Source organism: Rhodopseudomonas sp. WA056 (assembly GCF_010906995.1).
GTDB lineage: Bacteria > Pseudomonadota > Alphaproteobacteria > Rhizobiales > Xanthobacteraceae > Rhodopseudomonas > Rhodopseudomonas palustris_G.
In genome coordinates this window covers 27,700-52,417 of the sequence record NZ_QPFS01000005.1, presented here as the reverse complement: position 1 = coordinate 52,417, position 24,718 = coordinate 27,700, and the positions used below count along the sequence as shown (strand labels likewise).

The 24,718-nt window shown below is 61.2% G+C and carries 20 protein-coding genes; 5 read left to right on the top strand and 15 right to left on the bottom strand.

Annotated features, from left to right (window positions below; genetic code table 11):
- Window positions 1–295 precede the first annotated feature (295 nt).
- The 5 genes from DU475_RS02260 to DU475_RS02240 form a co-directional block, all read right to left on the bottom strand.
- A complete protein-coding gene (locus DU475_RS02260) occupies window positions 296–460 on the bottom strand; it encodes a hypothetical protein (protein ID WP_155413266.1) in 165 nt (54 codons plus the stop codon).
- Window positions 461–554: 94 nt separating this feature from the next.
- The gene (locus tag DU475_RS02255) at window positions 555–1,229 is read right to left on the bottom strand and encodes a sugar transferase (RefSeq protein WP_164630431.1); all 675 of its coding nucleotides are present in this window, start codon (window positions 1,227–1,229) and stop codon (window positions 555–557) included.
- Window positions 1,230–1,870: 641 nt separating this feature from the next.
- Complete coding sequence (locus DU475_RS02250; protein WP_205524181.1) at window positions 1,871–2,584, bottom strand: hypothetical protein; 714 nt, start codon at window positions 2,582–2,584, stop codon at window positions 1,871–1,873.
- Complete coding sequence (locus DU475_RS02245; protein WP_013501782.1) at window positions 2,584–4,932, bottom strand: polysaccharide biosynthesis tyrosine autokinase; 2,349 nt, start codon at window positions 4,930–4,932, stop codon at window positions 2,584–2,586. The genes DU475_RS02250 and DU475_RS02245 overlap by 1 nt, the downstream gene beginning before the upstream one ends.
- Before the next feature lie 58 nt (window positions 4,933–4,990).
- On the bottom strand, window positions 4,991–5,629 hold the full coding sequence (locus tag DU475_RS02240) for a hypothetical protein (protein ID WP_164630429.1): 639 nt from the start codon (window positions 5,627–5,629) through the stop codon (window positions 4,991–4,993).
- 248 nt (window positions 5,630–5,877) lie between these two features.
- On the opposite strand from DU475_RS02240, the gene DU475_RS02235 reads away from it, so the two are divergent.
- Window positions 5,878–6,654 (top strand): metallophosphoesterase family protein, encoded by a 777-nt coding sequence (locus DU475_RS02235; RefSeq protein ID WP_164630427.1) that lies wholly within the window; start codon window positions 5,878–5,880, stop codon window positions 6,652–6,654.
- Here DU475_RS02235 and DU475_RS02230 read toward each other — a convergent pair.
- The 3 genes from DU475_RS02230 to DU475_RS02220 form a co-directional block, all read right to left on the bottom strand.
- Entirely contained in the window at window positions 6,651–7,769 is a 1,119-nt protein-coding gene (locus DU475_RS02230) for a glycosyltransferase (protein WP_164630425.1), read from the bottom strand. The two genes, DU475_RS02235 and DU475_RS02230, sit on opposite strands and share 4 nt — an antisense overlap.
- 29 nt (window positions 7,770–7,798) lie before the next feature.
- Window positions 7,799–8,605, bottom strand: coding sequence for a glycosyltransferase family 25 protein (locus DU475_RS02225; protein ID WP_164630472.1), 807 nt, complete (start codon window positions 8,603–8,605; stop codon window positions 7,799–7,801).
- 78 nt (window positions 8,606–8,683) lie between these two features.
- Entirely contained in the window at window positions 8,684–9,829 is a 1,146-nt protein-coding gene (locus tag DU475_RS02220; protein WP_047307606.1) for a DegT/DnrJ/EryC1/StrS family aminotransferase, read from the bottom strand.
- Window positions 9,830–10,334: 505 nt separating this feature from the next.
- Here DU475_RS02220 and DU475_RS02215 point away from each other — a divergent pair.
- Window positions 10,335–11,471 carry an acyltransferase family protein gene (locus DU475_RS02215; protein WP_164630423.1) on the top strand — a complete coding sequence of 379 codons (1,137 nt, stop codon included), beginning with the start codon at window positions 10,335–10,337 and terminating at the stop codon, window positions 11,469–11,471.
- Between the two features lie 106 nt (window positions 11,472–11,577).
- Window positions 11,578–13,119 (top strand): lipopolysaccharide biosynthesis protein, encoded by a 1,542-nt coding sequence (locus tag DU475_RS02210; RefSeq protein ID WP_246700217.1) that lies wholly within the window; start codon window positions 11,578–11,580, stop codon window positions 13,117–13,119.
- Between the two features lie 91 nt (window positions 13,120–13,210).
- Here the strand turns inward: DU475_RS02210 and DU475_RS02205 are convergent, their stop codons facing one another.
- Together DU475_RS02205 and DU475_RS02200 are read right to left on the bottom strand one after the other, a co-directional pair.
- On the bottom strand, window positions 13,211–14,080 hold the full coding sequence (locus DU475_RS02205; protein WP_349644149.1) for a glycosyltransferase family 2 protein: 870 nt from the start codon (window positions 14,078–14,080) through the stop codon (window positions 13,211–13,213).
- 43 nt (window positions 14,081–14,123) lie between these two features.
- A complete protein-coding gene (locus DU475_RS02200) occupies window positions 14,124–15,224 on the bottom strand; it encodes a glycosyltransferase family 4 protein (protein ID WP_164630421.1) in 1,101 nt (366 codons plus the stop codon).
- A gap of 479 nt (window positions 15,225–15,703) precedes the next feature.
- On the opposite strand from DU475_RS02200, the gene DU475_RS02195 reads away from it, so the two are divergent.
- Window positions 15,704–17,149, top strand: coding sequence for a hypothetical protein (locus DU475_RS02195; RefSeq protein ID WP_164630419.1), 1,446 nt, complete (start codon window positions 15,704–15,706; stop codon window positions 17,147–17,149).
- On the opposite strand, the gene DU475_RS02190 is transcribed toward DU475_RS02195, so the two are convergent.
- The 5 genes from DU475_RS02190 to DU475_RS02170 form a co-directional block, all read right to left on the bottom strand.
- Window positions 17,141–18,889 carry a GMC oxidoreductase gene (locus tag DU475_RS02190; RefSeq protein WP_164630417.1) on the bottom strand — a complete coding sequence of 583 codons (1,749 nt, stop codon included), beginning with the start codon at window positions 18,887–18,889 and terminating at the stop codon, window positions 17,141–17,143. The two genes, DU475_RS02195 and DU475_RS02190, sit on opposite strands and share 9 nt — an antisense overlap.
- Window positions 18,890–18,898: 9 nt before the next feature.
- Entirely contained in the window at window positions 18,899–19,159 is a 261-nt protein-coding gene (locus tag DU475_RS02185; RefSeq protein ID WP_164630415.1) for a hypothetical protein, read from the bottom strand.
- A gap of 62 nt (window positions 19,160–19,221) precedes the next feature.
- Window positions 19,222–21,039, bottom strand: coding sequence for a glycoside hydrolase 5 family protein (locus tag DU475_RS02180; protein WP_164630413.1), 1,818 nt, complete (start codon window positions 21,037–21,039; stop codon window positions 19,222–19,224).
- 88 nt (window positions 21,040–21,127) lie between these two features.
- A complete protein-coding gene (locus DU475_RS02175; protein ID WP_013501796.1) occupies window positions 21,128–22,267 on the bottom strand; it encodes an acyltransferase family protein in 1,140 nt (379 codons plus the stop codon).
- Entirely contained in the window at window positions 22,236–22,634 is a 399-nt protein-coding gene (locus DU475_RS02170) for a hypothetical protein (protein WP_150105185.1), read from the bottom strand. The genes DU475_RS02175 and DU475_RS02170 overlap by 32 nt, the downstream gene beginning before the upstream one ends.
- 149 nt (window positions 22,635–22,783) lie before the next feature.
- On the opposite strand from DU475_RS02170, the gene DU475_RS02165 reads away from it, so the two are divergent.
- On the top strand, window positions 22,784–24,697 hold the full coding sequence (locus DU475_RS02165; RefSeq protein WP_142883004.1) for a non-ribosomal peptide synthetase: 1,914 nt from the start codon (window positions 22,784–22,786) through the stop codon (window positions 24,695–24,697).
- The last annotated feature ends 21 nt before the right edge of the window (window positions 24,698–24,718 follow it).

Below are 24,718 nucleotides of genomic sequence, written 5' to 3'. Positions count from 1 at the left end.
CCTGCTGGCAACCGGTCTGGAGGTCAATGGGACGGTTCGCCGATCTCGTTCATGAAACCCGTCGTGGCCAGACCGGCTCCCGTTCTGCGTGAGACGTCTGCTGTGCCGCGTGCGCCGGGGCGTTATCCGGCCGGAGCTGAGATGCCCCCGGAAGTTGGGCGGCGAAGCCGAGCCAGCCCAGGCGCCGCTGATATCCGCGAACAATCGGGCCGCTACCGGACCCGCTCGATCTCGGCCGCGCCGGTCCGGCGATGCGTGCTGCAAGCACCGACGATCGGAATTCAGAGAGCGTCGCCTAGTCGAACATGAAAACCCAAACGGCCGTGGCGATGTTTTGCAGCCAGAATCCCAGGCCGATGACCAGCAGTCCCATCCACGCCAACAAGGTGGCTGCGTTGAGCGCGACCAGAGCCCTGAACACGCTCTTCCGCTTTGCATGGGTGATCAGATCTGTGCTCACGTCGTGGTTCTCGGCGAGTTGACTGTTGGGTTGACCCTTTGTCGTTCAAGTTGCGCACCGGGTTCATGACGCAGGACGCCTCGCCGCCGTCGGCTCAATACGCGCCGTATGCGGTGAGGAGTGTCGGTATGGTCACCAGGATGATCCGCAAGTCGAGGCGGTGGGACCAGTTGTTCGCATAGTACGAGTCGAGCGCCACGCGACGGTCATACGTCGTGGTGTTGCGGCCGCTGACTTGCCAGAGTCCCGTCAGGCCCGGACGACATGCCAGATATTCAGCCGCGCAGTGTCCGTAACGGCTGAGCTCTTCGGCAGTGACGGGACGGGGCCCGACGATGCTCATTTCGCCTTTCAGCACGTTGATGAGCTGAGGGAGTTCATCCAGGCTGGACTTCCGGAGCGCCGCTCCGACCAGTGTCACGCGCGGGTCGCGACGCAGCTTCTGAGTCTGCCTCCATTCCTCGGCGGCCTCCGGGTCGCTCTCCAGCAATCGTTGAAGCCGCTCGTTGGCGTCGACGGCCATCGTCCGAAATTTGAGGCAATCAAATGTCTGTCCGTTGAAGCCGACCCGCCTGTGGCGAAACATCGCCGGCCCGGGAGATGCGATCATCGTCGCGAGGTAGCACAGAAGTAACAGCGGAGCCAAAATCACCAAGCCTGAAAGCGCCAACAGAAGGTCGAGGACTCTCTTCGACGTGCATCCGACGGGAGTCGGCCGACTCCTGTCGGCCAGATCGATCTCGGTATCGGTTCTCAGCAATCCATCCATCGTCGCACTCTCAGGCTGCCCGTAGATGTCCAGATGAACTGTCGCTCAAAGCGTTATTGAATTGAATGTCTATCAAATTGCGGTTGGTGAATAAACTGTTGATCGCACCATTGCGCGTGCAAGTTCGCGTTAAGATAAATCGCGCCGTTGACATATAGAGCAACAAATCGCGCCGGTGATTTCTTGGGTTGCTCCCGCAAAGACGTTTCGGGCGTCGTCGGATTTTCTGCTCGTCACAGAAGTGGCTCTGGCGCAGGCATTACGCGGATGTCGCGTGAATTCGTGACGCGGTCGTGCGACACGAAAGAGGTGCGCGACGCAAGTCAGTGTTCTGACGGTTTCCGAGTCGTCGCGGGCTTTGCGGCCGCGCTCCGAACGATTGTCGATTCGAGCCTCGCGGCGCGGCGTCGGGGAGGGAGCTAAGTAACAGCCGCGCGCCGTCCTTGTGTAGCTCGCTGCGGGGAATCGGCCGTCGTTTCGTCAACGTGATCGCAGTCGTGCTGTCCTGGGAGAGGCGACGAGCAGCCGTCCGGTGTACGCGCCATGCGACGCTGGAAAGCCGTCGCCCCGATCGGGGACGATCTCGCGTCGCCTGCACGAGGTCTGCTCTCGATGCTTCTGCTGCCGCGTCGTAGCGGTGCTCAACGCAGGAGCTTGGCGACCGCGGCCTTGAAGCGCGATTGAGTGCGGACGTCGAGCTGCTGGATCTCGGCGTCCAGAAGCTCTCTCACGCCCTGGTGAGATCTCGCATAGGATTGCGCCGGCAACTCGACGTATCCGTCCAGCAGAAGTCGGCGGAATTCGGAAGCGATCTTGCCGCGTGTTGCTTCCGGTGCGAGTGAGGCGACGGGGGCTGCAATCGCGATCCTTCGAACGGCGAGCCAGGCTTCTCGCGGAGACGTGTCGTACGAGCGATCGAGCAAGTCGAAAGCGCCGGGGTCGAGCCGCCCATCCTGTACCGCAAGCCCAAACAGAACCAGCCAGGCAAAAGACTCGGTCGGAGCGCAAGAGAGTATCTGGTAGGCGCGGGTTCTGAGGTCTGCGCTCCTCGTGTCGAATTCGCGCGTCGCCCCGGTCCTGAGCGCCGCGTCGGCGAGTGGGATCTCGAGCATGATCAGCGCTCGCTGCGCGCGGGTGTCGCAGGCATCGAGTGCATGGGCCGATCGGCTCTTCAGAGCCGTCGAGCTGACGGTGCCGTCGAACGTCTCGAAGCGCAGAAGATGGTCGGTGAATTCCTCGAAGCGATCGATCGCCATCGCGCGGTGAAACGTCGCCATCGCCCAGACGAGACCGATCACGCCAATCGCAGAGGATACGAACTTGATCGTCGTCAGCCGACGAGCGTCCAGAGGCATCAGCTTGCTGTCTGATCGTTTTCGTGTTTGGGGGCACCGTAGTAGTAATAATTGTGACTGCGATACGAGTAGCCCTCGAGGCGGCGCATGACGTCTTCGTCGGTCTTGTTGAGGACCGCTCCCAGCAGTCGCTCCGACAGGGAACGGGAGACGCCGACCGCGCTGCGGACTTCGTCGCTCATGGTCGCCCCCCATTCGACAACCAGGATGAACGCGTCGAACAGGTGTGCGGCGGCCTTCACGTCCACCACCGGAAGAATGGGGGGGAGATCGACAATGATGTATTCGTAATTGCCTGCTGCCGACTTCAACATCCGCTTCACGGAGGGGGAGGTGAGCACGTCCGCGCTGTTGATCGGCTTCATTTCGGTGGCCGACGGTAGAAAGTCGAATTTGTAAACCGGGTCGGTAACGACCAGGTCGCTCAATTGAAGCTGATCTGCGACGAGCTCGAGAAGTCCGCGCTTGTTCTTGTACCCGAGCGTCCTGCTCAGCGACGGATTCCGTAGATCTCCGTCGATCAGCAGGGTTCGCGCGCCGCTCTTGGACAAAAATGCCGCGAAGCTCGCGCAGATGGTCGTCTTGCCCTCGCCGGGGCGGGCGGACACGATGCCGATCACGCGTCCGCCGCCGGGGCTCAGGTCGATCGCAACCTTGATATGGCGGAGGGCTTCGGCGGTGGCCGAGAACGGCGCGACGTCGTTGATTTTCTCGAAGGCGGCGGAGTTTGCCGAACTCTTCGCACGAGGCTGACCGGATGCGGGATCTCGCTTGCGCACGAGATGTCTCGCCATACGGGAGAGCCGGGACGAGCCGGTGGCGGTCTGGGAGGCGAGCGCCGGATCTTCGAAGGACGGGATGATCGCAAGGCAACTGGTGCCCAGGATCGTCTCGAGTTGAGCGCGGGTGTGGATCCGGCGGCTCATCCGATCTCGCGCGAAGGCGGCGAGGATGCCCAACGCCAAGCCCGACACGGTGGCGAGGGCGAGGGTCAAGTTGGTCTTCGGCGAACTGCGGACGAGCGGCGGCGAAGCCAGCGTGACGACGCGTGCCTCGGTCGACGGGAACGATTGCTGCTGAACCGATTGGGTGAAGCGGGTCAGGAAGGTCTCGTAGATGCCGCGGTAGGTGGTGGCCGCGGTTTCGAGCTCCTTGAGATGCACCTGTGCCTGGCGTGTCCCGGTCGACGATTGAAAGACCTCGATCATCCGTTTGTCGATCGACTCTTCCTGCGTCTTCGCGATCTGGACTTCGCTTTGGTAACTCTCGGCGATTCGGCTGACTTCGTCCCAGATCGCCTGCCGAACGTTGGCCATCTCCGATCGGAGATTGCGTGCGGCCTGATGATCAGGCCCGTAGCGCGAGCTCCATTCGGCTTCCTTGCTCTGGTTGTCGAGATATTGCTGACGCAGCCGCGTGATGACCGGGTTGCTGAGCGCGTCGGTGACGACCGGATCGGGAATCTCGGTGCTTCCCTTCTGTTGGCGCAGTTCGAGAACCCGGGTGATCCGTTCGAGCTTGGCTCTGGCTTGGCTGGTTTCGGCGCGGGCCTTTGCAAGCGAGATTCCGAGCTGATCGAGCTCCAGGTCGCTTGCGAGCTTGCCGTCGCCGTTCACGATGATGGAGTTGGTCGACTTGAAGTCCTGCACCGCCCGATAGGCGTCGCTGGCCTGCTGGCGCAGTTCTCCGATCCTCTGCTGCAGCCACTCGCTCGCGCGTCGGGTCGCCTCGAATTTCGCCTGGATCTGATCCTCGATGTAGGCGTCCGCAAAGGCGTTGGCGATCGTCGCCGCTTTCTCCGGGACCAGCGACGTGAACGAGATCTGCTCGATGTAGGATCGCCCGAGCCGGATCACCTTGAGGTTGTCCTTCACCCGGCTCAGCGCGCGTGCTTCGAGTTGACTGGGCGTGACCTGGGGCGAAATCGGCGGATCGAGGTTCAGAAGCTCGTAAAGCCGGTTGCGAAGTCCGGTCCCGGATCCGATGAATTCCGGATCCTCGGTCAAGCGGAGCTTCCGAATGACCTGCAGGGCGACCTTCTCCGATTTCGTCGTTTCGATCTCGCTCTCGACCGACGCGTCCTCGACCATCCGGTTCTCGGTCGCGAACTCCGACTGAGTCCAGGTGACCCGTTTGGTGTCGATGATCATGTCGGTCTGGGCGGTGTATCTGGACGGCGCGACCGCCAAATAGGCGAGCGCAAGCGCGATCACGAACACCGTCACCAGACCGATGAAACGCCAGTGTCGGGCGACGAAATCGCTGACATCCAGCAGGGAGAGCGCGTCCTTGCCGGTGCCGATACGAGGCAGGCTACCGTCTTGCAGAGGCTGACCGGCGAAGTTCATACGGCAGTCCTAAACCGTCATCGGCGTTGACACGGAGAATGCACCTGACAGGCGGGGCTCAGCGCGTGGCGCTGACGGACCCGCCGGCAGTAACTGATTTTGGGTCGCTCGCGGTTTCTTCGACGGCGACGATGGCGCGGCCGCCGGATGTAATCTGCGTGAGGAGAGTAACCCCGCCGCCGCCGCCGGGGTTCAGCGTCGCGCGCCCGGAACGGTTCGGGTTGTTGACGATGACGCTTCCCGTCGAGCTGCTCGCGGAGGTGGCCGCAGCGGCTGTGGCCGCGGTCGAAAGATCACCAGCGATCGCCGCGAACGTCGCCTGGAATTCACCATCCGGGAGCGCGGCGACGGCTTGCTGGATCAGCATCGCGGCTTGAGCGTCCATCGTCGTGCAAGCGGTGGCCGCCTGTGCCAGACCGGCCGCGATCGCCGTCTTGAGCCGCGACGGTGCACCCGCTGCTAACTTCACGATGTCCGAGGCCAGTGTCGCGTTTGTCCCGACCAGATCTCGAACGGCCGTTTCCACCGCGCGACCATCGGTCGTGGGATTGAGTAACGCTTTCGGATTTGCTCTGAACTGTGCGATCGCCTGATCTGAGAGGGGCGGATTGATACAGGCGGCGTTTGCCGACCAGCTATAGAAAGGAATGGACGTAACAGCCGCTAAAAGCGCTATGCGACCCAGCCCGCTCGCCATCTGACGACTCCAAGGTACTGTTTATGAATATAAATTTTGTAGTTTTTAGATACATTAAACGACGCGTAGGTTCAACAACGGTCGGGCGTTATAGTTGATTGTCATCAACAAGGCGGTTCGCGATCGATCCCAGTATGGTTATGAAAGATAAGGAATTTCCTTCGTGTTGACATGTATGTCACACGAGGCGAACAGGAGGACATGTTGAATCCGAGTAGCGGTACCTGTGGGAAGAAGGCTAAAGCGCCGTGAGCAGATGGGGTGGTAAAACCGAACAGGATATTGGTTCAGCGAACTTTGAGCGCTGGCTGCCGTTTCTGCCCGATGGATTGCGGATCTATGCGATCGGTGACGTGCACGGCCGGGCCGATCTGATGGAGCGGCTGTTCCGGCTGATCGACGACGACTTGGCCAAGCGGCCTGTCGTTCGTTCCGTCTGCGTGTTTCTGGGCGACTACATCGATCGCGGTCCGAAATCCCGGGATGTCGTCGATAGCCTCATCCGCAGGTCGCGCGAACGAGAGCTGGTGTTTCTCCGCGGCAACCATGAGGCCGTCGCGATCAAATGCCTGACCGATCAGGCCATCTTCGAGAACTGGATGCGGCGCCTGGGCGGTCTCGAGACCTTGGTGTCCTACGGCATAGAGCCGAAGAAGGTTCTGTCCGAGTCGGGTGTCACGGAGTTGCAGTCGGCCTTTCGGGAAAGTCTTCCAGAGGCGCATCGTCGATTTTTCAACGGACTGCAGAGCACGTTCTCTTGCGGCAACGTCTTCTTCGCCCATGCCGGTGTGAAGCCGGGGGTCGCGTTGTCCGATCAAAACGAACGTGATCTCCTCTGGATACGCGATGAATTCCTGTCCACCGCGGTGAATTTCGAGAAGCTGATCGTTCACGGCCATACGCCCGTCCAGCGGATCGACGTTCGGTCGAACAGAATCAATATCGATACCGGCGCCTTCGTCACGGGGCGCCTGACGTGCCTGGTGGTCGATCGCCAGACGCTCTCGATGTTGGCGACGGGCTAGCCTCCGGTGCGGCTGGCTGCCTCGGCCTTTGCGGCGAACAACTGGTCGATGTGCGAGCGGATTCCGGCAAAGAACGCCTCCCTGCCGAATCCAGCGGCATGATTGGAAATCCTGACCGGGTCGATCTCCATGCCATCGAGCTGAAGGATCGCCGATCGGATCTGGTCGACCTCCTGTGACTGAAAGAACACCCCGGAGAGTCCCGGCACGACAGTCTCGGTTGCTCCCCCTTTTCCGAACGCAATGACCGGGCGCCCGGCGGCCATCGCTTCCACCGGCACCATGCCGAAATCTTCCTCGCCGGGGAAAATCAGCGCGCGGCAGTGCGTGTAGTGATCTCTCAAGACGTCGAAAGGCTGTGATCCCATGATGGTCACGTTCGGTCCGGCGATCCGCTTCAACTCGTTGAGCATCTCTCCGCCGCCGATCACGACCAGTTTGCGGCCGATCTGGTTGAATGCGTGGACCGCCAGGTCCGGTCGCTTATAGGCGACGAGTTCGCCGGCCATCAGGTAATAGTCACCCAGTTGCGACGGCTGGACCGGTGCGAATGCCGCGGTGTCGACGGGCGGGTGAATGACCACGGACTCTCGACGATAATATCGCCGGATCCGCTCTGCGACAGTGGCCGAGTTCGCGATAAAGCTGTCGACGCGAGTTGCGGTCGAAACGTCCCACATCCGGAGATAGTGAGCCAGGGGCGGCATCAGCAACTTGGTGATCCGGCCGGCGCCGTTGCGATACTCGTGATACATGTTCCAGATGTATCGCATCGGCGTATGGCAATAACACACGTGCAGTGCGTTCGGCGGCGCGACGATCCCCTTGGCGGGACCGGATTCGCTGCTGATGATCAGGTCGTAACCGTTCAAATCGAGATGCTCGAGAGCCAATGGCATCAGCGGCAGGTACGATTTGTACATCGAGCTGGCGCGGGGAAGTGAATTGATGAACGACGTCGTCACGCGATGGCGACGGATTCTGTCGCTCACCGCGTCGGGGACGAAGACGTGCGTGAAGATATCGGCCTGCGGGTACAATTCGCAGAGAGCCTCGATCACCTTTTCGCCGCCGCGCATTCCGACGAACCAGTAGTGTACGATTGCGACCTTCAACGGGGTCCACTCCAATTAGGGCGGCTGGATCATCGATCGCGGCAATTCTCCAAATCCGTCCGTCCGATCTGCCGAAACTGCCAATGGCGCTGCCGCAAACTCTCGTCGCTCTTGCGAAGCCTGACATTCGTCCGAATCTTCCGAGCCTTGTTGATGACCCGAGCGCCCTGCCAGACCAGACGGTCCAATCCCCGAACTTCCACCGTGTGCGCAGGCATCGGGATCGAAGTCGGCGAAAACCGTTCGATGATCGGGTAGGGGAAGATCGAATAGATCGGTAGCCGCGTGATCCAGAACGAATCCATGGCCAGATCAATGGTGGCTCGGATCGATCGGTAACTCTCGAGGAAGCGCCGGGCCGCCATGCGCGACATCAGATACGCTTGGGTGCCGGCGGGGCTGGTGGTGAAGCGGACGATCGACCTCTCGTAGAAGAAACCGAGATGCACGGCCTTGGCGTAATGCTTGCCGAACAGCCGGACGTATTCGAGGCCGTTACTGGCACAGAAAGCACAGAACCGGTCGAGCGGAAAATCGGTATCGAAGATGACGTCGTCTTCGAGAACCAGGATGTAATCGGCCTGGTTGCTGTCGACAAAGTCGCTGAGGATTGCGGCGTGGCTCGAACAGACGGCAATCTCGGGAGGGGAGAGCTTGCGCCCGAAGTGTCGTGGCAGCTCGGCGTTGTCGCAATGCAGGCCGGGGCACATCAACGATGTGTGGGCATCGAAATATTGCCAGTCCAGCGACGTGTTGCCGAGCATGGCGGTCATCTGGCTTCTGCGTTCGGCGGCAGTCTGTAAGCTCAAGACGACGACTTTGACCGATGGGTTCATTGCCTGTGGCTTTGATTTCAGAGCAATCGGCGTGACCTCGAAGAATGGCGAACCGGGCGGAGCCGCCCGCACGCCTTCCTACGACAGGGTCTTCAGGAGGGATCGGCCCCGCCATTCCATGAACGGTATCGGAAATTGCGGGCCAAGAGAGACGCGGCAGGTCCGAGACAGGATATCGAGCGTGCGGCTGCACATGTCTTCCGAGTATTGGATGTCTCGCTTTGCCCATTTCCATGGATTCATCCGGTCGTCGAAAGTACGCTGAGTCATGATCGGACGCCAATTGGTGTAGACGTGCCGGCCGGTGTCGATCAGCCGGTCGACGCCGCGGTTCTGTGCGAATTTCTTTGCGTCATCGGCAGTATCGAGAATGACGGTCAGCCCGGCGGCGTTCTCGGGGTCATTGTGCGGTGAGATCCGGAGTTTGTCGGTCTGAGACAGGTGCTTCACCATGATGGGGTAGCGCGCACGCAGGCGCGAAATCAGAGGGTCGAGCTTGGGCAACTGGGCATAGAGGACCGCGCCGGTAAGCTCCGAGACCTTGAAATTCATGCCGGTGAACGGCGCTTCGTTGGATTCGTAAGAGTACTCGCGCGTATAGCTGCCGGCATCGTGGTACATTCGCGCACGGGTGAAAAGACGGTCGTCATTGGTGAGGACCGCTCCTCCCTCGCCGGAATTGAGGTTCTTGAACTGATTGAAGCTGTATGCGCCGGCGTCGCCGATCGTGCCGACGCGGCGCCCCTTGTATACGAGCCCGACCGCCTGGCACGCATCTTCGATGATCTTCAGTCGATGCTCGCGAGCGATCGCGACGATGGCGTCCATGTCACACACGAGATTGAGCATGTGAACCGGCATGATCGCCTTGGTGTAGGGGGTGATCTTGCGCTTGATGTCCTCCGGGTCGATCGTCAGGCTCTCGTTGACGTCGACAACGATCGGAACCGCGCCGACCATCAGCGGCGCGATGGCCGTCGCCACCCAGGTGTAGGCGGGCACGAGCACTTCGTCACCGGGGCCGATGCCCGCTGCGGCCAACGCGGAGATCAGAGCGCTCGTTCCGCTGTTCACCGTGAGCGCGTGCTTGACGCCGATTTGCTTCTCGAGGTTCTGCTCGAATTGGGTCGTGTAGCCTTGCTCGCCCCCGCGGTAACGCAAGAGCTGACCGCGAGCGACCACCTTTGTTAACGCGAGCCACTCCGAGAATCCAACGCGCGGCATTCGAGGACCCCAATTCGTTGCATTTAGTCCGAAGTTTATCCGTTGTAAGTACCGAAGCAATGGGCGATCAGCAAGTGATCGAACCAAACATACTGAATCGGTGATCCGGTTCGTCGGCGCGCGGTGCTGTAACGGAAGCGCGTGATCAGCAAGCAAACCGTCTTTACCCAATCTGGTCAACACCCCTCCGCTGCTTGGAGGACGGCGTCTCTGTTCGGGGCGACAAACGATGGAGCTCCGGTCGTCAGTGCCGGGGACATTGCCGCGCCGTAGCGGTCGGCCCGCACCACCGATCGCCCTTGTGCGCGTTCGCCTCAAAGGTGCGGGCGTAGCGCGCAACACGCCGTCATATCTGGCGAAATCTCGCGGTCATTCGCCGAGATGCTTGTTGCGGAAGGGGCTGAACAAGATCAGCATGGAGTCATGGAGAGAAGCCAGCGTCGTCTTGTGAGCAGCCGGAAGGATGCGGTGTGATCATGGGTGTCTGTCCCGAGAGGAGGCAGGGGTGACGGCGTCTGTTGATGTAAATGTCAACAGAGGGCGGATCGACGCGATTCAACTGCTTCGCGCATTCGCGGCGACCGCCGTGGTGTTCACCCACGCGACGACGAGGATCGGCTACATTTTCCCGGAGGGGATAGCTGGCTCGCACCTGTTTGGCGAAAGTTCTGGTCAAGTCAGGGTAGGCGATGCGGGAGTCGATCTGTTCTTCGTGATCTCCGGCTTCGTGATGCTGTACGTGCATCGGAACGATTTCGCCCGGCCGGGGGCGGTGTCCGGGTTCTTCAGAAAGCGTATCGCCAGAATAGTGCCGCTGTATTGGTTGCTGACCACCGTAGCGGTGGCGGTCACGGTCCTCTCGCCGGGAGTGTTCACGACGCACTATGCGGCGGCGGACCCGGCGTGGATCGTCGGCTCGTACCTGTTCCTGCCAATTCCAGCTCCCGGACGGGAGCTGTCTCCTGTCATCGGCGTGGGGTGGACGCTCAATTACGAGATGTTCTTCTATCTCGTGTTCGGTCTGCTGCTGATGTTTCCGCGCGCGCTGGCGCTACGATCGCTGATCACGGCGTTCACTGTTCTGGTCGGTCTCGGTGTGGTCTTGTCTCCGGCGCTGCCTTGGGCGAAGTTCGTCACGAGTTGGCTGCTGCTGGAATTTCTCCTGGGGATCGGGATCGCCTATTGGAGGCTCAGCGGAGGCCGGCTGTCGGCTCAGGCCGCCTGGATGGTGGCGGCGGTGTCGTTGGCTGTTCTGTTGGCGACTGTCCATTGGACGCCTGACGAGCAGGGCGCTGGCCGGTTCGCTCTTTGGGGAATCCCGGCAGCGGGGATCGTCGTCGCCGCGACCAACCTCGATTTGGGCCAGGGGCGAGCGCGGCGACTGGCTGCGGTGTTGGGCGACGCGTCGTATTCAATCTACCTGTTTCAGGTGTTCGCCCTGCCGATCTGGGGCTTCATGATGTCCCGCCTCGGCTTCGGAACCTTGCCGTTCGACCTCAATGTCGTGATCCTGACCGTCCTGGTCGTCGCGTCCGGGGTTGTCGGCTGGGCGGCTGTCGAGCGACCTCTGAGCCGGGCCGTCAAGCCGTTTGTGGCTGGGCCGGCTCACAGGGAGCGTCCGGTGGGGGAATTGCGGTCGTGACGCCGATGGCCGGGAGAGGGCGCCGTTCCGTCCGGTTTGCCTCGTGGCGAGGCTATGTGATCGTGACGCGGCGCGTGCGCAGCGCGATGATGGATGCGCCCCCCGTTTGCCGGCGGCGCGTCGCGGGCTTGATGTCTGGTGGGTGATGGGGTCCGAGATTAACTCTGACGCGCCGGTCGGTGCGCGAACCGCTGCGAGTGCCGGTCTGCTGGTGGCCTCGCGCTTGATCACCAAGTGCATTGATCTGATCACTTTAAGTCTTCTGGGGCGACTTCTGACGCCGACCGACTTCGGCATCATCGCGATTGCGATGTCCGTGATCTTCATCGTCGAAGCGGTCATGGAAATCCCGATCAGCGTGGCTCTCGTCAGGGTGATGAGCCCGACCAAGCGACACTACGACACCGCCTTCACCGTGGGACTGCTCAGGTCTTGCGTGTTGATGGCGGTCGTGATCGCGCTGTCGTGGCCGATCGCCGAGCTGTATCGGGATGAAAGGCTCGTCTGGCTCATCTCTGCGCTCGGCGTGGCGCCGGCGGTCCGGAGTCTGGGAAGCCCCCGGATCACCGAGTTCACCCGTCGCATGGACTATCGGCCGATCGTCGTTCTCGAGGCGACGGGCAAGCTGACGTCGCTCGTTTTGTCGGTGGCGATCGCCTGGTGCACAGGCTCGTATTGGGCGATCGCCGTGGGGACGATCGCGACGCCGCTCACAATGGCTGTCGCCAGCCACATCGCGTTTCCGTACAAACCGCGGTTGTCGCTGGCGGAATGGAGCGAGTTTTCGGCTTTCGTGCGGTGGTCCACGATCAATCAACTGGTCGGCGCCATGAACTGGCAGATCGATCAGTTGATGCTGGGGCGGATGGTGAGCCGTCAAGATCTCGGCCGGTTCTCCATGGCGTCGAACCTGGCGTCGTTGCCGACCCAGGTGATCATCATCCAGCTTCTCAATCCGCTCACCGTGGCGTTTTCGCTGATCCGCGACAACATGGATCGAGTGAAGGATGCATATCGAGCGAGCGCAGCAATGATCGTCTGCGTCGGCCTTCCGGTTTTGATTGGACTTGCATTGACGGCGGATCCGTTGATCCGCCTGGTGTTGGGCGAGCAGTGGATCGTGATCTCGCCGATCGTCGCGTTCATGGCATTGTCGATTATTCCCTCACTCTTCGTTGCGCCGCTGTCGCCGCTGTTGATGTCGCTGAATCGCACACAGGAGCTGTTTCCGATCGCGCTGTCGGAATTGCTCTTCAAGATCCCGATACTGCTGGTCGCGATCTGGCTGTTCGGGATGGAAGGGGCCGTTGCGATGAGGATGGTGATCGCGATATTCGTGACAGCGGTTTCCATGCGGGCGGTTCAGCAAAAGATCGGCTGGGCCGTGTGGCGGCAGCTCGCGGAGCATTGGCGCTCGATGGTTGCGGGGGGATTGATGGCGGCGGCGGTTTATCCGCTCATTCGTGACCTGGAACACGAGCCGCAGATCGTCCTGATGGCTGCGAAGCTGATGGGAGTCGTCGTGTTGGCCGGGGCAATCTATGCCGGTGCCGTCCTGGCGCTGTGGCTTGTCGCCGGGCGCCCAGCAGGCGCCGAAGCGAAGATCTTGGATCTCCTTCGATCGTTGGCGAGGCGTGCGATCAAGTAGCATGTTCGAAAGCTGCGACCGACAGGATCGCCTCGGACGATCACCGTTGCCGGCTCGGTCGCGCCGGAGGCATAGAATGAACTGTCGGTGGTCACTGGCGAATGGACAGGATGTTCTTCGGGTGATCTCGTCCGATCACCAAGTCGAGGATCCCGATCCAGTTTCCCTTGCAGCGTCCTCTACGATCGATCCACGGCTCGGGCTTGAAGGCGCGGGCATGGTTCATCAGCAGATTGCGCGCGATCAGCCGGATGCCGGCTCTGATCGACAGCGTTCCCTTCTTCATCAGGTACACGGGGTTGACGATCTGCGAGTAACCGAGGCGCACGCCCGCCAGACGTGCGGCTTTGACACCTTGGTGAACCCCGGCGAATGCCGTCGTCAAGGCGAGGCTCCCTCGGCGGCCGACACGCGCGGCAAAGTCGATATCCTCCTGCCAGGCGTAGAGCGGCAGGTTCTCGTCGAAACGCTCGGCGCCGATTGCAGCGCTGCGATACACCATATTGCAGCCGTACAGCCCATCGAGCGAACAGACCACCTTCGCCTCGGGCATGCCGTTGCGATCGTTGGCGTCGACAAGTGAGATGGCCTCTTCATAAGGAATTCCGGCGCTGTTGATCCCGTCCGCCAGAAGAAGTCCATTCACGGCCACCACCGCAGGATGCTGCCGGAAGAAGTGCTCGATTCCCTCGATGCAGTAGGCCGACGGTACGTAATCGTCGTCGAAGAACGCGATGATGTCCGCCGAACCGAGAAGCAGCTCCAGCGCAGCATTGCGCTGCACGGGCAGTCCTGGACTGCAATAGAGAATCTCGGCGAAGGGAAGAAGCGATTCCGCGGGCGGAAGATCGGACGGCTTCACGACCGCGAAGACGAACCGGCTGGGCTGGAGAGTCTGCCGGAGAATGTGGTCCCTCCAGCGCCCGAGTTCCTCGGGCCGGCCGGTGCTGGCGACGACCACCGCAATTCTGCTTGCCCCCATTCGCCCTCCAACTCGGCTTTCGCTATCTGCCTTCGGCGACGAGTCGAATGACATCGCAGAGATCCGTACCTGCTTTCCGCCATGTGAAATTCGCCGCCTGCGCCACGCCCTCGGCCGAGCGCTCGCCCCAGAATTGCTGTGAAGCCGCGAGCGATCTGATCGCTTCGACCCATTCTCCGGGGCTGTCGGCCGCAGCGTAGATCGCGCCTCGCCCGGCGACCTCGGGAAGCGCACCGCAGGGAGCTACGATTGCCGGACATCCCAGAGCCATTCCCTCCAGCGGAGGAAGGCCAAATCCTTCCGTGGTGGACGGAAAAGCCACACACAGCGCAGCTTCGAGAAGCGACCGCAGTTCACCGTCGGTCACGGGGCCTGCGAAGACCACATTGGCAGGAACGTTCAGGGACAACCTCTCGAAGTCGCGTCGATCGTGTCCGCCGAACAAGACGAGCTTGATGTCGCCGAGCTCCGGGCCGGAAAAAGCATCGAGCAGGATCTTGATGTTCTTGTGCGCTTGAATGGAGGACAGCGCGACGACGAAGCGTTGCCGTTCGAGGAAAAGCCGATCGACGATCTCCGGCGTCCGCGGATAGTGCAGGACGTGATCGACCCCGTTGTGAACGACGGAGATGCGGTCAGCGGCCGCAACGCCGGCGCGCACCAATTGTTCGGCCGAGAAACGGGACACCGTCAGAATACGACGATGTCTTCGTCCGATCAAAGGCAGGACGGCCTTGTACCATGTTCGAAAGGCGAACGAATAGGACTGCGGCGTGATGAAGACCTGTGCATCATGGATCATGGTGATCGCGTTGCCGAGCGCGACAGGTCCCAGATTGCACAGGTTGAGCAGCAGATCTGGCTGTGCGGCCCGCGGCAGGTCCATCTGCTCCCATAGCTGCCCGCTCAAGCGGCCACAGCGCTCGACGTGAACGCCTTGTGTCCCGTCTGGTGCGGATTTGGGGGCGAGGATCGTGGGGGGAGACCGAAATACACCGTCCAGGGCGTCCCGGTTCGACACGATCTGGCGAATGAGCTGATCGGCGACCCTGTGGACACCGGTAGGTCGCGCTGTCAGGAATTTCCCGTTGATCGTCAGCCGACGAAAGGACAATGGGCTCACCTAATACGATCTCCAGGCCTCTCGTGTCCTGGCCCCACTAGCGATCTGCCGATGGCGGCAGATAGTGTCAAGACAACTGTAGGGGCAATCAGAATGCCGGGCTTTGCTTGTTTGGCACAATGGTAAATTCACGGGCTTCCCAATGAAGTGGGTACAACGGCGTCTACCAGCCCGGCCACGCGGACGCGGATGAGTAGGCGGTACGTTGGTCCTAATATTCGAAAACGACGGTGGTCTGCGCTACTTGTCGCTTCCGGATAGCCTAGCCGGGACGGCGCCATTGGCGTACGTGGTCAAGTGCCGCGTCGGGACGGCGGTCCGATCAGCGGCGAGGGGGGACGCGGCGCGAGGCCGCGAAGGACATCGCTAGTTTGAAGGAGACGTTGACAGATTTGAGCAAAGCGAGAAACTTCGGTTCGGCCTGAGGCGTCGAGGAGCTCCGGCCGCGGGCGGCAAGAGAAAGGCTCCGGGGCAGCAGCATGACGATCGAAGTCATCGGAATGATCACGCTGGCTCTCGGCGTGATCAGCCTCTTCAGGCCGGTATCGTTCATCATTCACGCATTCGTATGCTCGATCCTTCTCGGCGCGGCAGCGGCCTTCACGCTTCCGAGCCTGGGAGGCACCAACGTAACGCCGTCGCATCTGCTGTTGGGGTTTCTGACGATCCGGCTTCTGTCTGAGCCGGCTTGCCGGGGGCGGGTGGCCGAGTCCGTGGCGATAGGAACACCCGGGTTCTGGCTGGCCCTGATCGTGGTGGACTGCTTGGTCTCGGCCTATTTCATGCCGAGGTTGTTTGCCGGGGAGACGTTCGTCTATCCGGTGCGAACGACCGGCTACATGGTGGTCCTTCAGCCCGCGACGTCGAATTTCACGCAGTCGGTCTATCTCGTCGGAGATCTCGTCTGCTTTGCTTTGATTCTGGCGGTCGCGACCTCCTATCGGGGAAGAATTCAGTTGGGGAGCGCCGCGATGCTGTGCGTCGCCGCCAACCTTGTCTTCGCAGTCCTCGACCTCGCCACGTATTATTCCAACACGACTGAAATCCTGTCGTTCATCCGGAACGCCTCCTACGGGCTTTTGACCGAAGTGGAGCTTGCGGGGTCGAAGCGACTGGTCGGCTCCTTCACCGAGGCGTCCTCGTTTGGATCGATGACGGTCGCGTTCTTTGCCTTCACGTTCCAGCTATGGCTTTGCGGTGTCTACCGACGACTGTCGCTCGTGCTGGCTGTGCTGTCGCTCGGCGCGGTGCTGATGTCGAAATCGTCGACGGCCTATATCGGGCTAGCCGCGGTGTTGGGCATCTTCTATTTCCAGATCGTCTCCGCATCGGTCTCCGGCGCCTTGCGAACTGAATCGATGGTCTTGTTGGCCGGAGCGCCGTTCGTGGTGGCCTTCATCATTCTGGGAATTCTCGCCGACGATCGTGCGTCGAGCTATGTGGCGAACATTCTCAACGAGCTGGTGTTCAACAAGCTCTCGAGTTCGTCGGGCGTGGAGAGATCGCTGTGGAATAGACAAGGGCTCGAGAACTTCGTCGACACGTTCGGATTTGGCGTCGGCAACGGGAGCATGCGAGCGTCGAGCTTCCCGATTGCGGTGCTTGCCAGTCTTGGGGTAATCGGAAGCGTCCTGTTTATCGGGTTTTTCCTGTCGGTCTTCTTGGCGCGAGACGACAACGGCGTGGACACGCGAGATGACGGATACAGAAAGGCGGCCAAGGTTACGTGTGCGGCAATGCTGGTGACGCAGGTTCTGGCGGGTGCGCTGACGGACCTCGGGCTGCCGTTCTTCATCTTTGCTGCCCTGGCCTGTGCAAAGCGCGATGCGCTATCGCGAGTGAGGGCGAACACCGGTTTGGCGCTTGAACCCGGCTTCGGCGTGGTCGCGGCGGCGAGACGATCCGCGGGACGCACATCATACTAGGGTTTGTCGGATCCGGTCGGCGAGACGAACCGCAAAGGCGACGATCATAAGAGTCGGATTGGCATGACCACTCGTCGGAAAGATCGAACTGCCGGCAACGTAGAGGTCGCGGACGCCGTGCACCTGGCAGTGTTCGTCGACCACGCCCGATCGCGCCGACGCCGACATTCGGGTCGTGCCCATGCTGTGAGCCATGTCGATGATAACGGCATCGTTGAACGCGCCTTCCGCGACCCATGGTTCGAGAATGGGCTTCGGGAACTGCACTTGCGCGAAGGCCGACTCCACGATGTGGCCGAGCCGCATGATCGTGCGGCGCTCGTCGGCGTTGATCCTCCAGTCGACCCTCGGAAGCGGGACGCCCAACCTGTCCGTCGTCTCTGACAGGGTGATACGACTGTCCGGATCAGGCCGCTGCTCGGATATGGCGTCGATCCATACGTCCGTCACCTTGTGGGGCACGCCACGACTGAGGAAATCGTCTGCCGCCACGTTTGGCATGTAGCGAATGGCGGTCTGGACGATGAAGTCCTTGGCGGCGACCGGCAGCCGGTCGCTCGACAGCAGCTTCATGGCGGCGCCCTTGCCGAGGAGGCCGGCACCGGCGATGGCCCGGATCGCATCCGTGACCCGTCTCTTGCTCCTGCCGGTGAGCAGGCGCTTGACCGCATCCCAAGGGTCGTCCGCGGCATGTTCCGGCATGAAATAGATAGCGGAGTTCAGAAGCTGCTCGCGCTCCTGAATCTCGGGGGTGATCGCGAGGCCATGCATGTACATGGAGGTCCGGCCGCGATTGCGGAGGCCGTAAAATCCAAAACGCCGCATCACCTGGGTCGCGTTCGATTCCCCGAACCTGGCTATCCGCGCCCCGGCATGATCCATCAAGAAGCGTCCGACCAGATCGTGCCGATTTCCAACCCCGTTGGGGTGGATCGTATTGGATGCGAGCAGAAGGCGCGCATTTTCGATACCACCGCCGGCCACCACGGCTGCCCTTGCGTGCACCGTATGACGCTGCCCATCGGTCGTGGCGATCTCCAGTCCGCGAAACGCGTCTCCCTCCTGGCTCAGATCCAGGCGCGTCACGGTCGCGTTGAGGAGAACGCGAATGTTGTCTGCGTCGAGCTTTAGAAAGTCGGCGCCGAACCGCATGATATCGAGCGGGTCGATCCGGGATCGCGAGAACTGCCAAAAGAACGACCGAAGTCCGTGGGCGACGAACTGGGGCTCGGGAGGAGAAATGCCGAGAAGAGTCCAAAGAGTATCGTCGTAGCGGTTCGGTCCGAGGTTCAGAATGTCGGCTGCGCGTTCGAGAAACGGATCGAGGCTCGCTCTATCGATCGGCCAGCCGGAATGCGGGACCCACGCCCGCTCCCGAAAATCGATGCCATCGAAAGCAGCCGATTTCCCGGCCCATGCATGTGTCGAGCCACCGAGCGCGCGACAGCGGACGCCATAGGGTTGCTGCTCCTGGCTCCAGGATCGGCAATTGGCGCCGTGAAACGCAATCCTCTTTCGGATCTGGTGCGGGCCGCTCGGCTCGCCGACGCTTTCCAGCGTCGAAAGTTCGCTTGCCTCAGGGGCCTCCTCGAGCAGGCCGCTCTCGACGATCAGGATGCGTAGCGGTGCGCCCCGCAATTCGCGCGCGACCGTGAGACCGGCCGGTCCGCCTCCGATAATGACCAGGTCGGCCTCAAAACGAGTTTCGGAGCCGAAATGCGCAAGGTTCTCGACGTGCATATCATCAGCCTATCGGTCCGGGCCGATGCCGGGCATCTGTTGCGGGTCTGCGGACTCCGAAGCGAATCCGTTCGGCGGGGCGACGACGTCCAAAATAGCAAGGTCGTCGCCATAGAGCCCCAGCGTGTCAAATCCAACCCACCAATAGTAGATTTCGCGGATGAGATCCTCGGCGCCGGCAACGGGATCGCCGCAGATGGAGAAAATACCGATAGGACTGCCGAGTGGTCGCATGAAGCTGCAATCGACGAGCTCCGCGTGACCAAACATGCGCAGCTCAGTTCAGTCCTGGGCCGATCGGTGCGCGACAATGGTCCGATCGGAGGCTCATGTCATGGCCGTCTGGCAACGCGAATGTCCTTGATCAAGAATTCGCTGGGAGAGGCAATTGCGTTCAGTCGAAAGTGCCACCCCCACTGACCGACAAAGTTCGCGTCGTCGATGGTCCATGTCATTTCCTGCCAATCCGCCTGGTTGGGTATCTCGCGATACTGGGCGTTGACGTAGCCGCCCTGGGATTCGTAGTCCAAACTGAATCCAGCCTTCGGGCTTCCCGGCAGCCGTTTGACGGTTGCGGTGATTTGCAGCCGCCGGGTACCCCACGGAACAAATTGCGGAGAAACCGAGAAATAGGCGTAGCGACCTTCGTTGTTCGCGACTGTAAAATCCAGCCGCCGCGACGTCGAACTCTCGTCCTGAAAGACCTTGGTGGTTTGCGGATTGATCTGCTGGATTCCGTCACCGCGATTGGTTTCCCGAAGAGAGATCGTGACGGCGTCGACAATCGAATAGTCGCGATCTTGCAGCATCGGCAGATCGCGGCTTCGCTTTGCCTGCTGTACGATGGCGTCGGGAAGCTTCGAAACCAGCACGGGGGTGGGCGACAAGCGAAGGGGCTGGCCGGCATCCAGGGAGGCCTCCGAGCCGTCGGTACGCGTGACCAGAACCGGCGACTGGAAGGTCATTTCGGCAGTCTTCTCCGAGCTATTCCAGGCTACCATCACGAAACCTGATCGGCCTTCGAAGACGAAGCCGAGACCTTGTTGCCCCGCTCGCACCCATCCGACGTAGGTGGGGTGGTCGCCCAATAGACCGATCAGCGTCGCAAGGGCGTCCAATGCCGGGCGGGGAGAATAGTCCGACCTGAGCAATCCATGATCGGCCTGATCGCGATAGGCTGGGCCGCGCGCCTCGAACCAGAATATCTTCTCGAAACCCGATGCGAGTCCCAGAATGTAGGCTTTGGTCAGCAGCCGCGCTTGGCTCGCTTCGGACTTGGCCTCGGTGTTCGCGACTGCGCCGATTTCCGATATCCACAGCGGGAGTGAGCTGTCGAGATTGTGAGAGGCGAGCATCCGACGCAGCGTCGACGCCATCGCCATGAACTCGACTTCGCTTCCGCTCTCGAGCAGATCGAGCTTCTCATAGGGATGGATACAGATGAAGTCGAAATGACCGGCTGCACCAGCTTCGATGGTACGTTCCAGGAAGCTGACGTCGAAATTCGCGACGCTGAGGCCGACCCGTGCCGAGGGATCGATCCGCTTTGCTGCAATCGATGCCTCCCTGACCAAATCCGCGTATGAGGACGGATTTCCGTTAATGGCAAAACTGCCATTGAACTCGTTCCAGACCTCCCAATGTTTCACCGATCGATGATAGCGCTCGACCACAGCGCCGACGTAGTCTCGCCAGTACTGGATATCCTTGATCGGAAAAGCGCGCGTGCCTCCATCGGCCGAAGCCCAGGGCGCCAGGTAGGCGAGCGGATACAGAAGGCCGAGGCCGTTGGCGGTGGCATCGTTGACCAGCCGATCCGACGGAGCCCAGTTCCATGTACCTCGGTTCGGCTGAATCGACTGCCATTCGTGAAAAGCGCGGAGCCATGTCACGCCGGCCTTTGCAAGGATCGGATTGAAACGCGGGTGGTCATCAAGCCATTCGGCGCCGGTGGCGACGCCCCAAGGACTGGTCGTTCGCGTCGTGCGATCACCGAGGGCATCCGCGGCGACGGCTCTTGGATGATGGAGGGCAGCGCTCCCGGCGAGCACGACTGCCGTCAGCACGATGGGAGCCGACCGGCGGGCCTGGCGGCGGACCCGGTGAAAAATCGATAAGGTCAGACCAGGACGGGGGTCGTCGGACGCCATTCTGTCTTGTCTCACCCCATCAGCTCGATGGCGCGCCGGTTCATGGACGCGCCGGCAGTGGACGCCAAGGGCCCGCCGGGCCGATTTGTCAGGCATCCGCTCGTACGGAAACACTGCCGGAAGCCACCGCCGGGCGGCGCATGATCCTGAGATACTGTGCCTCGAGAGAACTGACCAAGGATTTCAAGTTTTGAGCAGGGCGTTCGACAAAGTGCCATGACATTGCAGCGAGGATCGCCGCGGCCGGAACGCACACCAGGATATTGACCCACCAGATACGGCCGGCCGGAATCGTGGCCGCAAAGGTCTGTTGGATCACAAATCCATATAGGTACATCCCGTACGAGTAATCGCGATCGCGAACGATCGCGAGGCGCCGCGGCGTCGTAAGGCCGAGGAAGATCGCGACGTAGGGAACGACCAGCGCGCCGAAATACTCACCGCCGTAACGGGAATACATCCCGAGGAGAGCGACGACCGTGGCGCACCAAAACACGGACCATCGCCACGGGATCTCGTAGCGGTAGTAGTAGAGCGATAGCCCGACGATCCCAGAGATCATCAAGGTGAAGCCGGGCAGGTTGCCGTTGAACGGCAGGTATTGCCAGTCGTGCCACCACAGCCGGGCCACGAAGTGAAACAGGATCAGGCCAACGACCGCGACCGGCGCCAAGATGCGATATCGCTGTACGCCGGCCAGCGCCAAGAGCCCGATCGCCCCGTAGGTGTACAATTCGTAAGGGACAGTCCAAAGCTGAGCATTCACGATATCCGGCTTGGGGTTGTCGTGAAAGACGCCCGGAAGGAGGTAGTGGATCTCGCCAATTGCGTTGAGGAGGTAGAGAAAGAACAATTTGTCCGTGAAATAGTCGCTCAATGCCAGCGTCGTCAGCATCGGTCCGATGAGGAAGGCGGATAGCAGGACTTCGACGGCGAGGGCCGGAAATATCCTGATTGCCCGAAGGCCGAAGAATTTGATGAGGGTCTTGCAGCGGTCGAGGCTGGCGGCGACCAGGAACCCGCTGACTCCGAAGAACATCGGAAGTACCGAGCGGAGAAATGGACGCGCCGGCGTATCCCACATCGCCGCGTCCGCGGCCTGTCCATAGCTCGTCAGAACGCTGTGCGTCGCGATCACCATCACGGCGAGCGAGACCTTCATATAGTCGAAGCCGGAAGGGCGTCCGGCACTTGCATCAAGGCGGTCTCCGAGCGATTGCAATGACATTGCTCGATACCCAGTGATCGTTGACGATGATGCGTTCGAGGTTGAAAGTTTCGGCGTTCAACGTGTTTCTTAAAGTGTCGTGATCGCGGCGCAGTGAAGTCCATCGAAATCCGCGACGGCGAGCCGTCGCACTGCGGATCATCATTGTAGGTTTTTCAGAACCTTTCAAGTAAGAGTTACTCGCTTTCAAAAGTTCGGGTCGGGCGATCTCGTCGATGGTTGAATGGCGGCGCGTGTGAAGCTCAGATCCCGCAATGACTTCTATCCACAATGGCAGTGTTTCAAGAAGTGATGTTTGGGGTGACGGCTGCGGCCTCATCATGGTGCGGCATGACGAAAGGCGGCGGCGCGTTGACATATAGGTCAACGCCGCGGCCCGTCAGCGGAGGATGATGCCGATAACGAGCGGACTTGCGCAATCCGTGTACGTTAGTGCTTTCACTTACTCACGGGTTAAGAGTAAGCTTAATCTGCAACGTAGATTGCGGTTAGTCGCTGGCAAGGGTAGGGGTAGTCATGGCGAGGACCGTAGTTATCAAAGAGGGGTCTGGCAGCGGCGCGGCGCCGCACGGCACCGTTCCCGAGATCCTTCAGCGAATTGCCAGGCGTTTTCCAGAGGCCGTTGCGGCAAATTCCGAGCGTGGACAAATCACGTTCGCCGAACTCGATTTCCGGTCGAACCAATTGGCACGATTGCTTGTCAAAAGAGGCGTGGAGGTCGGCGCGATCGTGGTGCTGCTGACCGGCCGTTCGATCGATACGCTGATTGGCATGACTGCGATCTTGAAGGCGGGCGGAGTCTATATGCCCCTCGACCTCGGGCAGGGACTGGAAGCGATCAACAGCGCCATTCTGGACGCTCGGCCGGCGCTGATATTGACGGAGCAGCAAGCGCTTCCGATCGACGGGATCGAACAGCGCCGCCTTGGTGACGAATTGAATGCCGCCCGACAGGAGTCCGTCGAGCCGTTGTCCCTTGGACTGATGCCGTCGTTGCCGGCCTATGTGATGTTCACCTCGGGGTCCACCGGACGGCCTAAAGGCGTTGTGGTGCCACATCGCGCCATTGTCAGGCTGGTCGTCGATGCGGATTTCATGACGCTGTCGCCGGCGACCGTGATGCTGCACGCGGCGCCATTGGCGTTCGATGCATCGACGTTGGAGATTTGGGGGCCGCTCCTGAACGGCGGACAGGTCGTCATTGTCGAAGATGCGGTGCTGTCGGTCGATCGGATTGCTGAGACGCTGAAGCGCTTCTCGGTGAATGCGGCCTGGTTCACGGCCGGTCTGTTTCATGTGATGGTCGACGAGCGGCCCGATGCGTTGTCGGGCCTGACGACCCTGCTGGCTGGTGGCGACGTTCTTTCGCCGGCGCATGTTCGTCGTGCGATGGCATTGCTGCCGGATTGCGCGATCGTCAACGGCTATGGCCCCACCGAGAACACCACGTTTACGTGCTGCTATTCGGTCCCGCGTGCCGGTTGGGGTGACGGACCGGTCCCGATCGGCTTCCCAATTTCCGGGACGGATGTGCGCATCCTGTCCGACACGTTGGAGCCCGTTCCGGACGGTGAGGATGGCCAGCTTTGCGCCGGTGGCAGCGGGCTGGCGCTGGGCTACCTCAATCGCCCGGAGCTGACGGCGGAGAAGTTTGTCGTCGATCCGTGGTCGGACGATCCCGCGGCGCGGCTCTATCTGACCGGTGACTACGTGCGTCGTCGGAGCGACGGTGCCATCGAATTCCGCGGGCGGCGGGATCGGCAGGTGAAGGTCAACGGCGTTCGCATCGAACTCGACGGCGTGGAGCAGGCGTTACGGCAGGATCCGGTGCTGGCTGACGCGGCTGTCGTGCTCTCCTCCGATCGAGGCGACGTGAAGCGAATTGTCGCTTTCCTGAAGCCGCGGTCGGGCGACGCCGGCGGTGATCTGGAGGCCGGCGTCATCCGCAGGCTCAAGGACCAGTTGCCCGTCCAGGCGATTCCGTCGACGATCAGGATCGTGGATGAGTTGCCGCTGAACAAGAACGGAAAGATCGACAGAACGAAGCTGCTGAAAGACCTGATCGAGGCCGAGCAACTGCACGGAGATGCCGGCTACGAGGAATTCTCGGACGTCGGTGTCGGATCGATTGTCGGGGAAATCTGGGCCGCGTTGCTCGGCCGGGCGGTCGACGCCAGGTCGAACCTCTTTGATCTAGGCGCCACCTCGCTTCAGATGATTGCAGCGCACGAGCGGATTCAGGCTGCGACCGGCCTGCGATTTCCGGTAACGGATCTGTTTGCACATCCCAGCATTGCCGAGTTCCAGGCTTGTCTGGACGGAGCCTCGCATCGGTCGCTCGCTATTGCCGGAGCGGCGCGTGGCCGACGGCAGAGACGCGCGATGAACGCCGCCTATGGAGCGATCGACGTTCGGAGCCATCACGCATAGAGCTAGATGGAGCTGAGGCTA

Bases quoted from the DNA above. Each gene is read 5' to 3' on its own strand.
- DU475_RS02255 (WP_164630431.1), bottom strand. From the start codon at position 1,229: ATGGATGGATTGCTGAGAACCGATACCGAGATCGATCTGGCCGACAGG.
- DU475_RS02250 (WP_205524181.1), bottom strand. From the start codon at position 2,584: ATGCCTCTGGACGCTCGTCGGCTGACGACGATCAAGTTCGTATCCTCT.
- DU475_RS02245 (WP_013501782.1), bottom strand. From the start codon at position 4,932: ATGAACTTCGCCGGTCAGCCTCTGCAAGACGGTAGCCTGCCTCGTATC.
- DU475_RS02240 (WP_164630429.1), bottom strand. From the start codon at position 5,629: ATGGCGAGCGGGCTGGGTCGCATAGCGCTTTTAGCGGCTGTTACGTCC.
- DU475_RS02225 (WP_164630472.1), bottom strand. From the start codon at position 8,605: ATGAACCCATCGGTCAAAGTCGTCGTCTTGAGCTTACAGACTGCCGCC.
- DU475_RS02220 (WP_047307606.1), bottom strand. From the start codon at position 9,829: ATGCCGCGCGTTGGATTCTCGGAGTGGCTCGCGTTAACAAAGGTGGTC.
- DU475_RS02195 (WP_164630419.1), top strand. From the start codon at position 15,704: ATGACGATCGAAGTCATCGGAATGATCACGCTGGCTCTCGGCGTGATC.
- DU475_RS02190 (WP_164630417.1), bottom strand. From the start codon at position 18,889: ATGCACGTCGAGAACCTTGCGCATTTCGGCTCCGAAACTCGTTTTGAG.
- DU475_RS02185 (WP_164630415.1), bottom strand. From the start codon at position 19,159: ATGTTTGGTCACGCGGAGCTCGTCGATTGCAGCTTCATGCGACCACTC.
- DU475_RS02180 (WP_164630413.1), bottom strand. From the start codon at position 21,039: ATGGCGTCCGACGACCCCCGTCCTGGTCTGACCTTATCGATTTTTCAC.
- DU475_RS02175 (WP_013501796.1), bottom strand. From the start codon at position 22,267: ATGTCATTGCAATCGCTCGGAGACCGCCTTGATGCAAGTGCCGGACGC.
- DU475_RS02165 (WP_142883004.1), top strand. From the start codon at position 22,784: ATGGCGAGGACCGTAGTTATCAAAGAGGGGTCTGGCAGCGGCGCGGCG.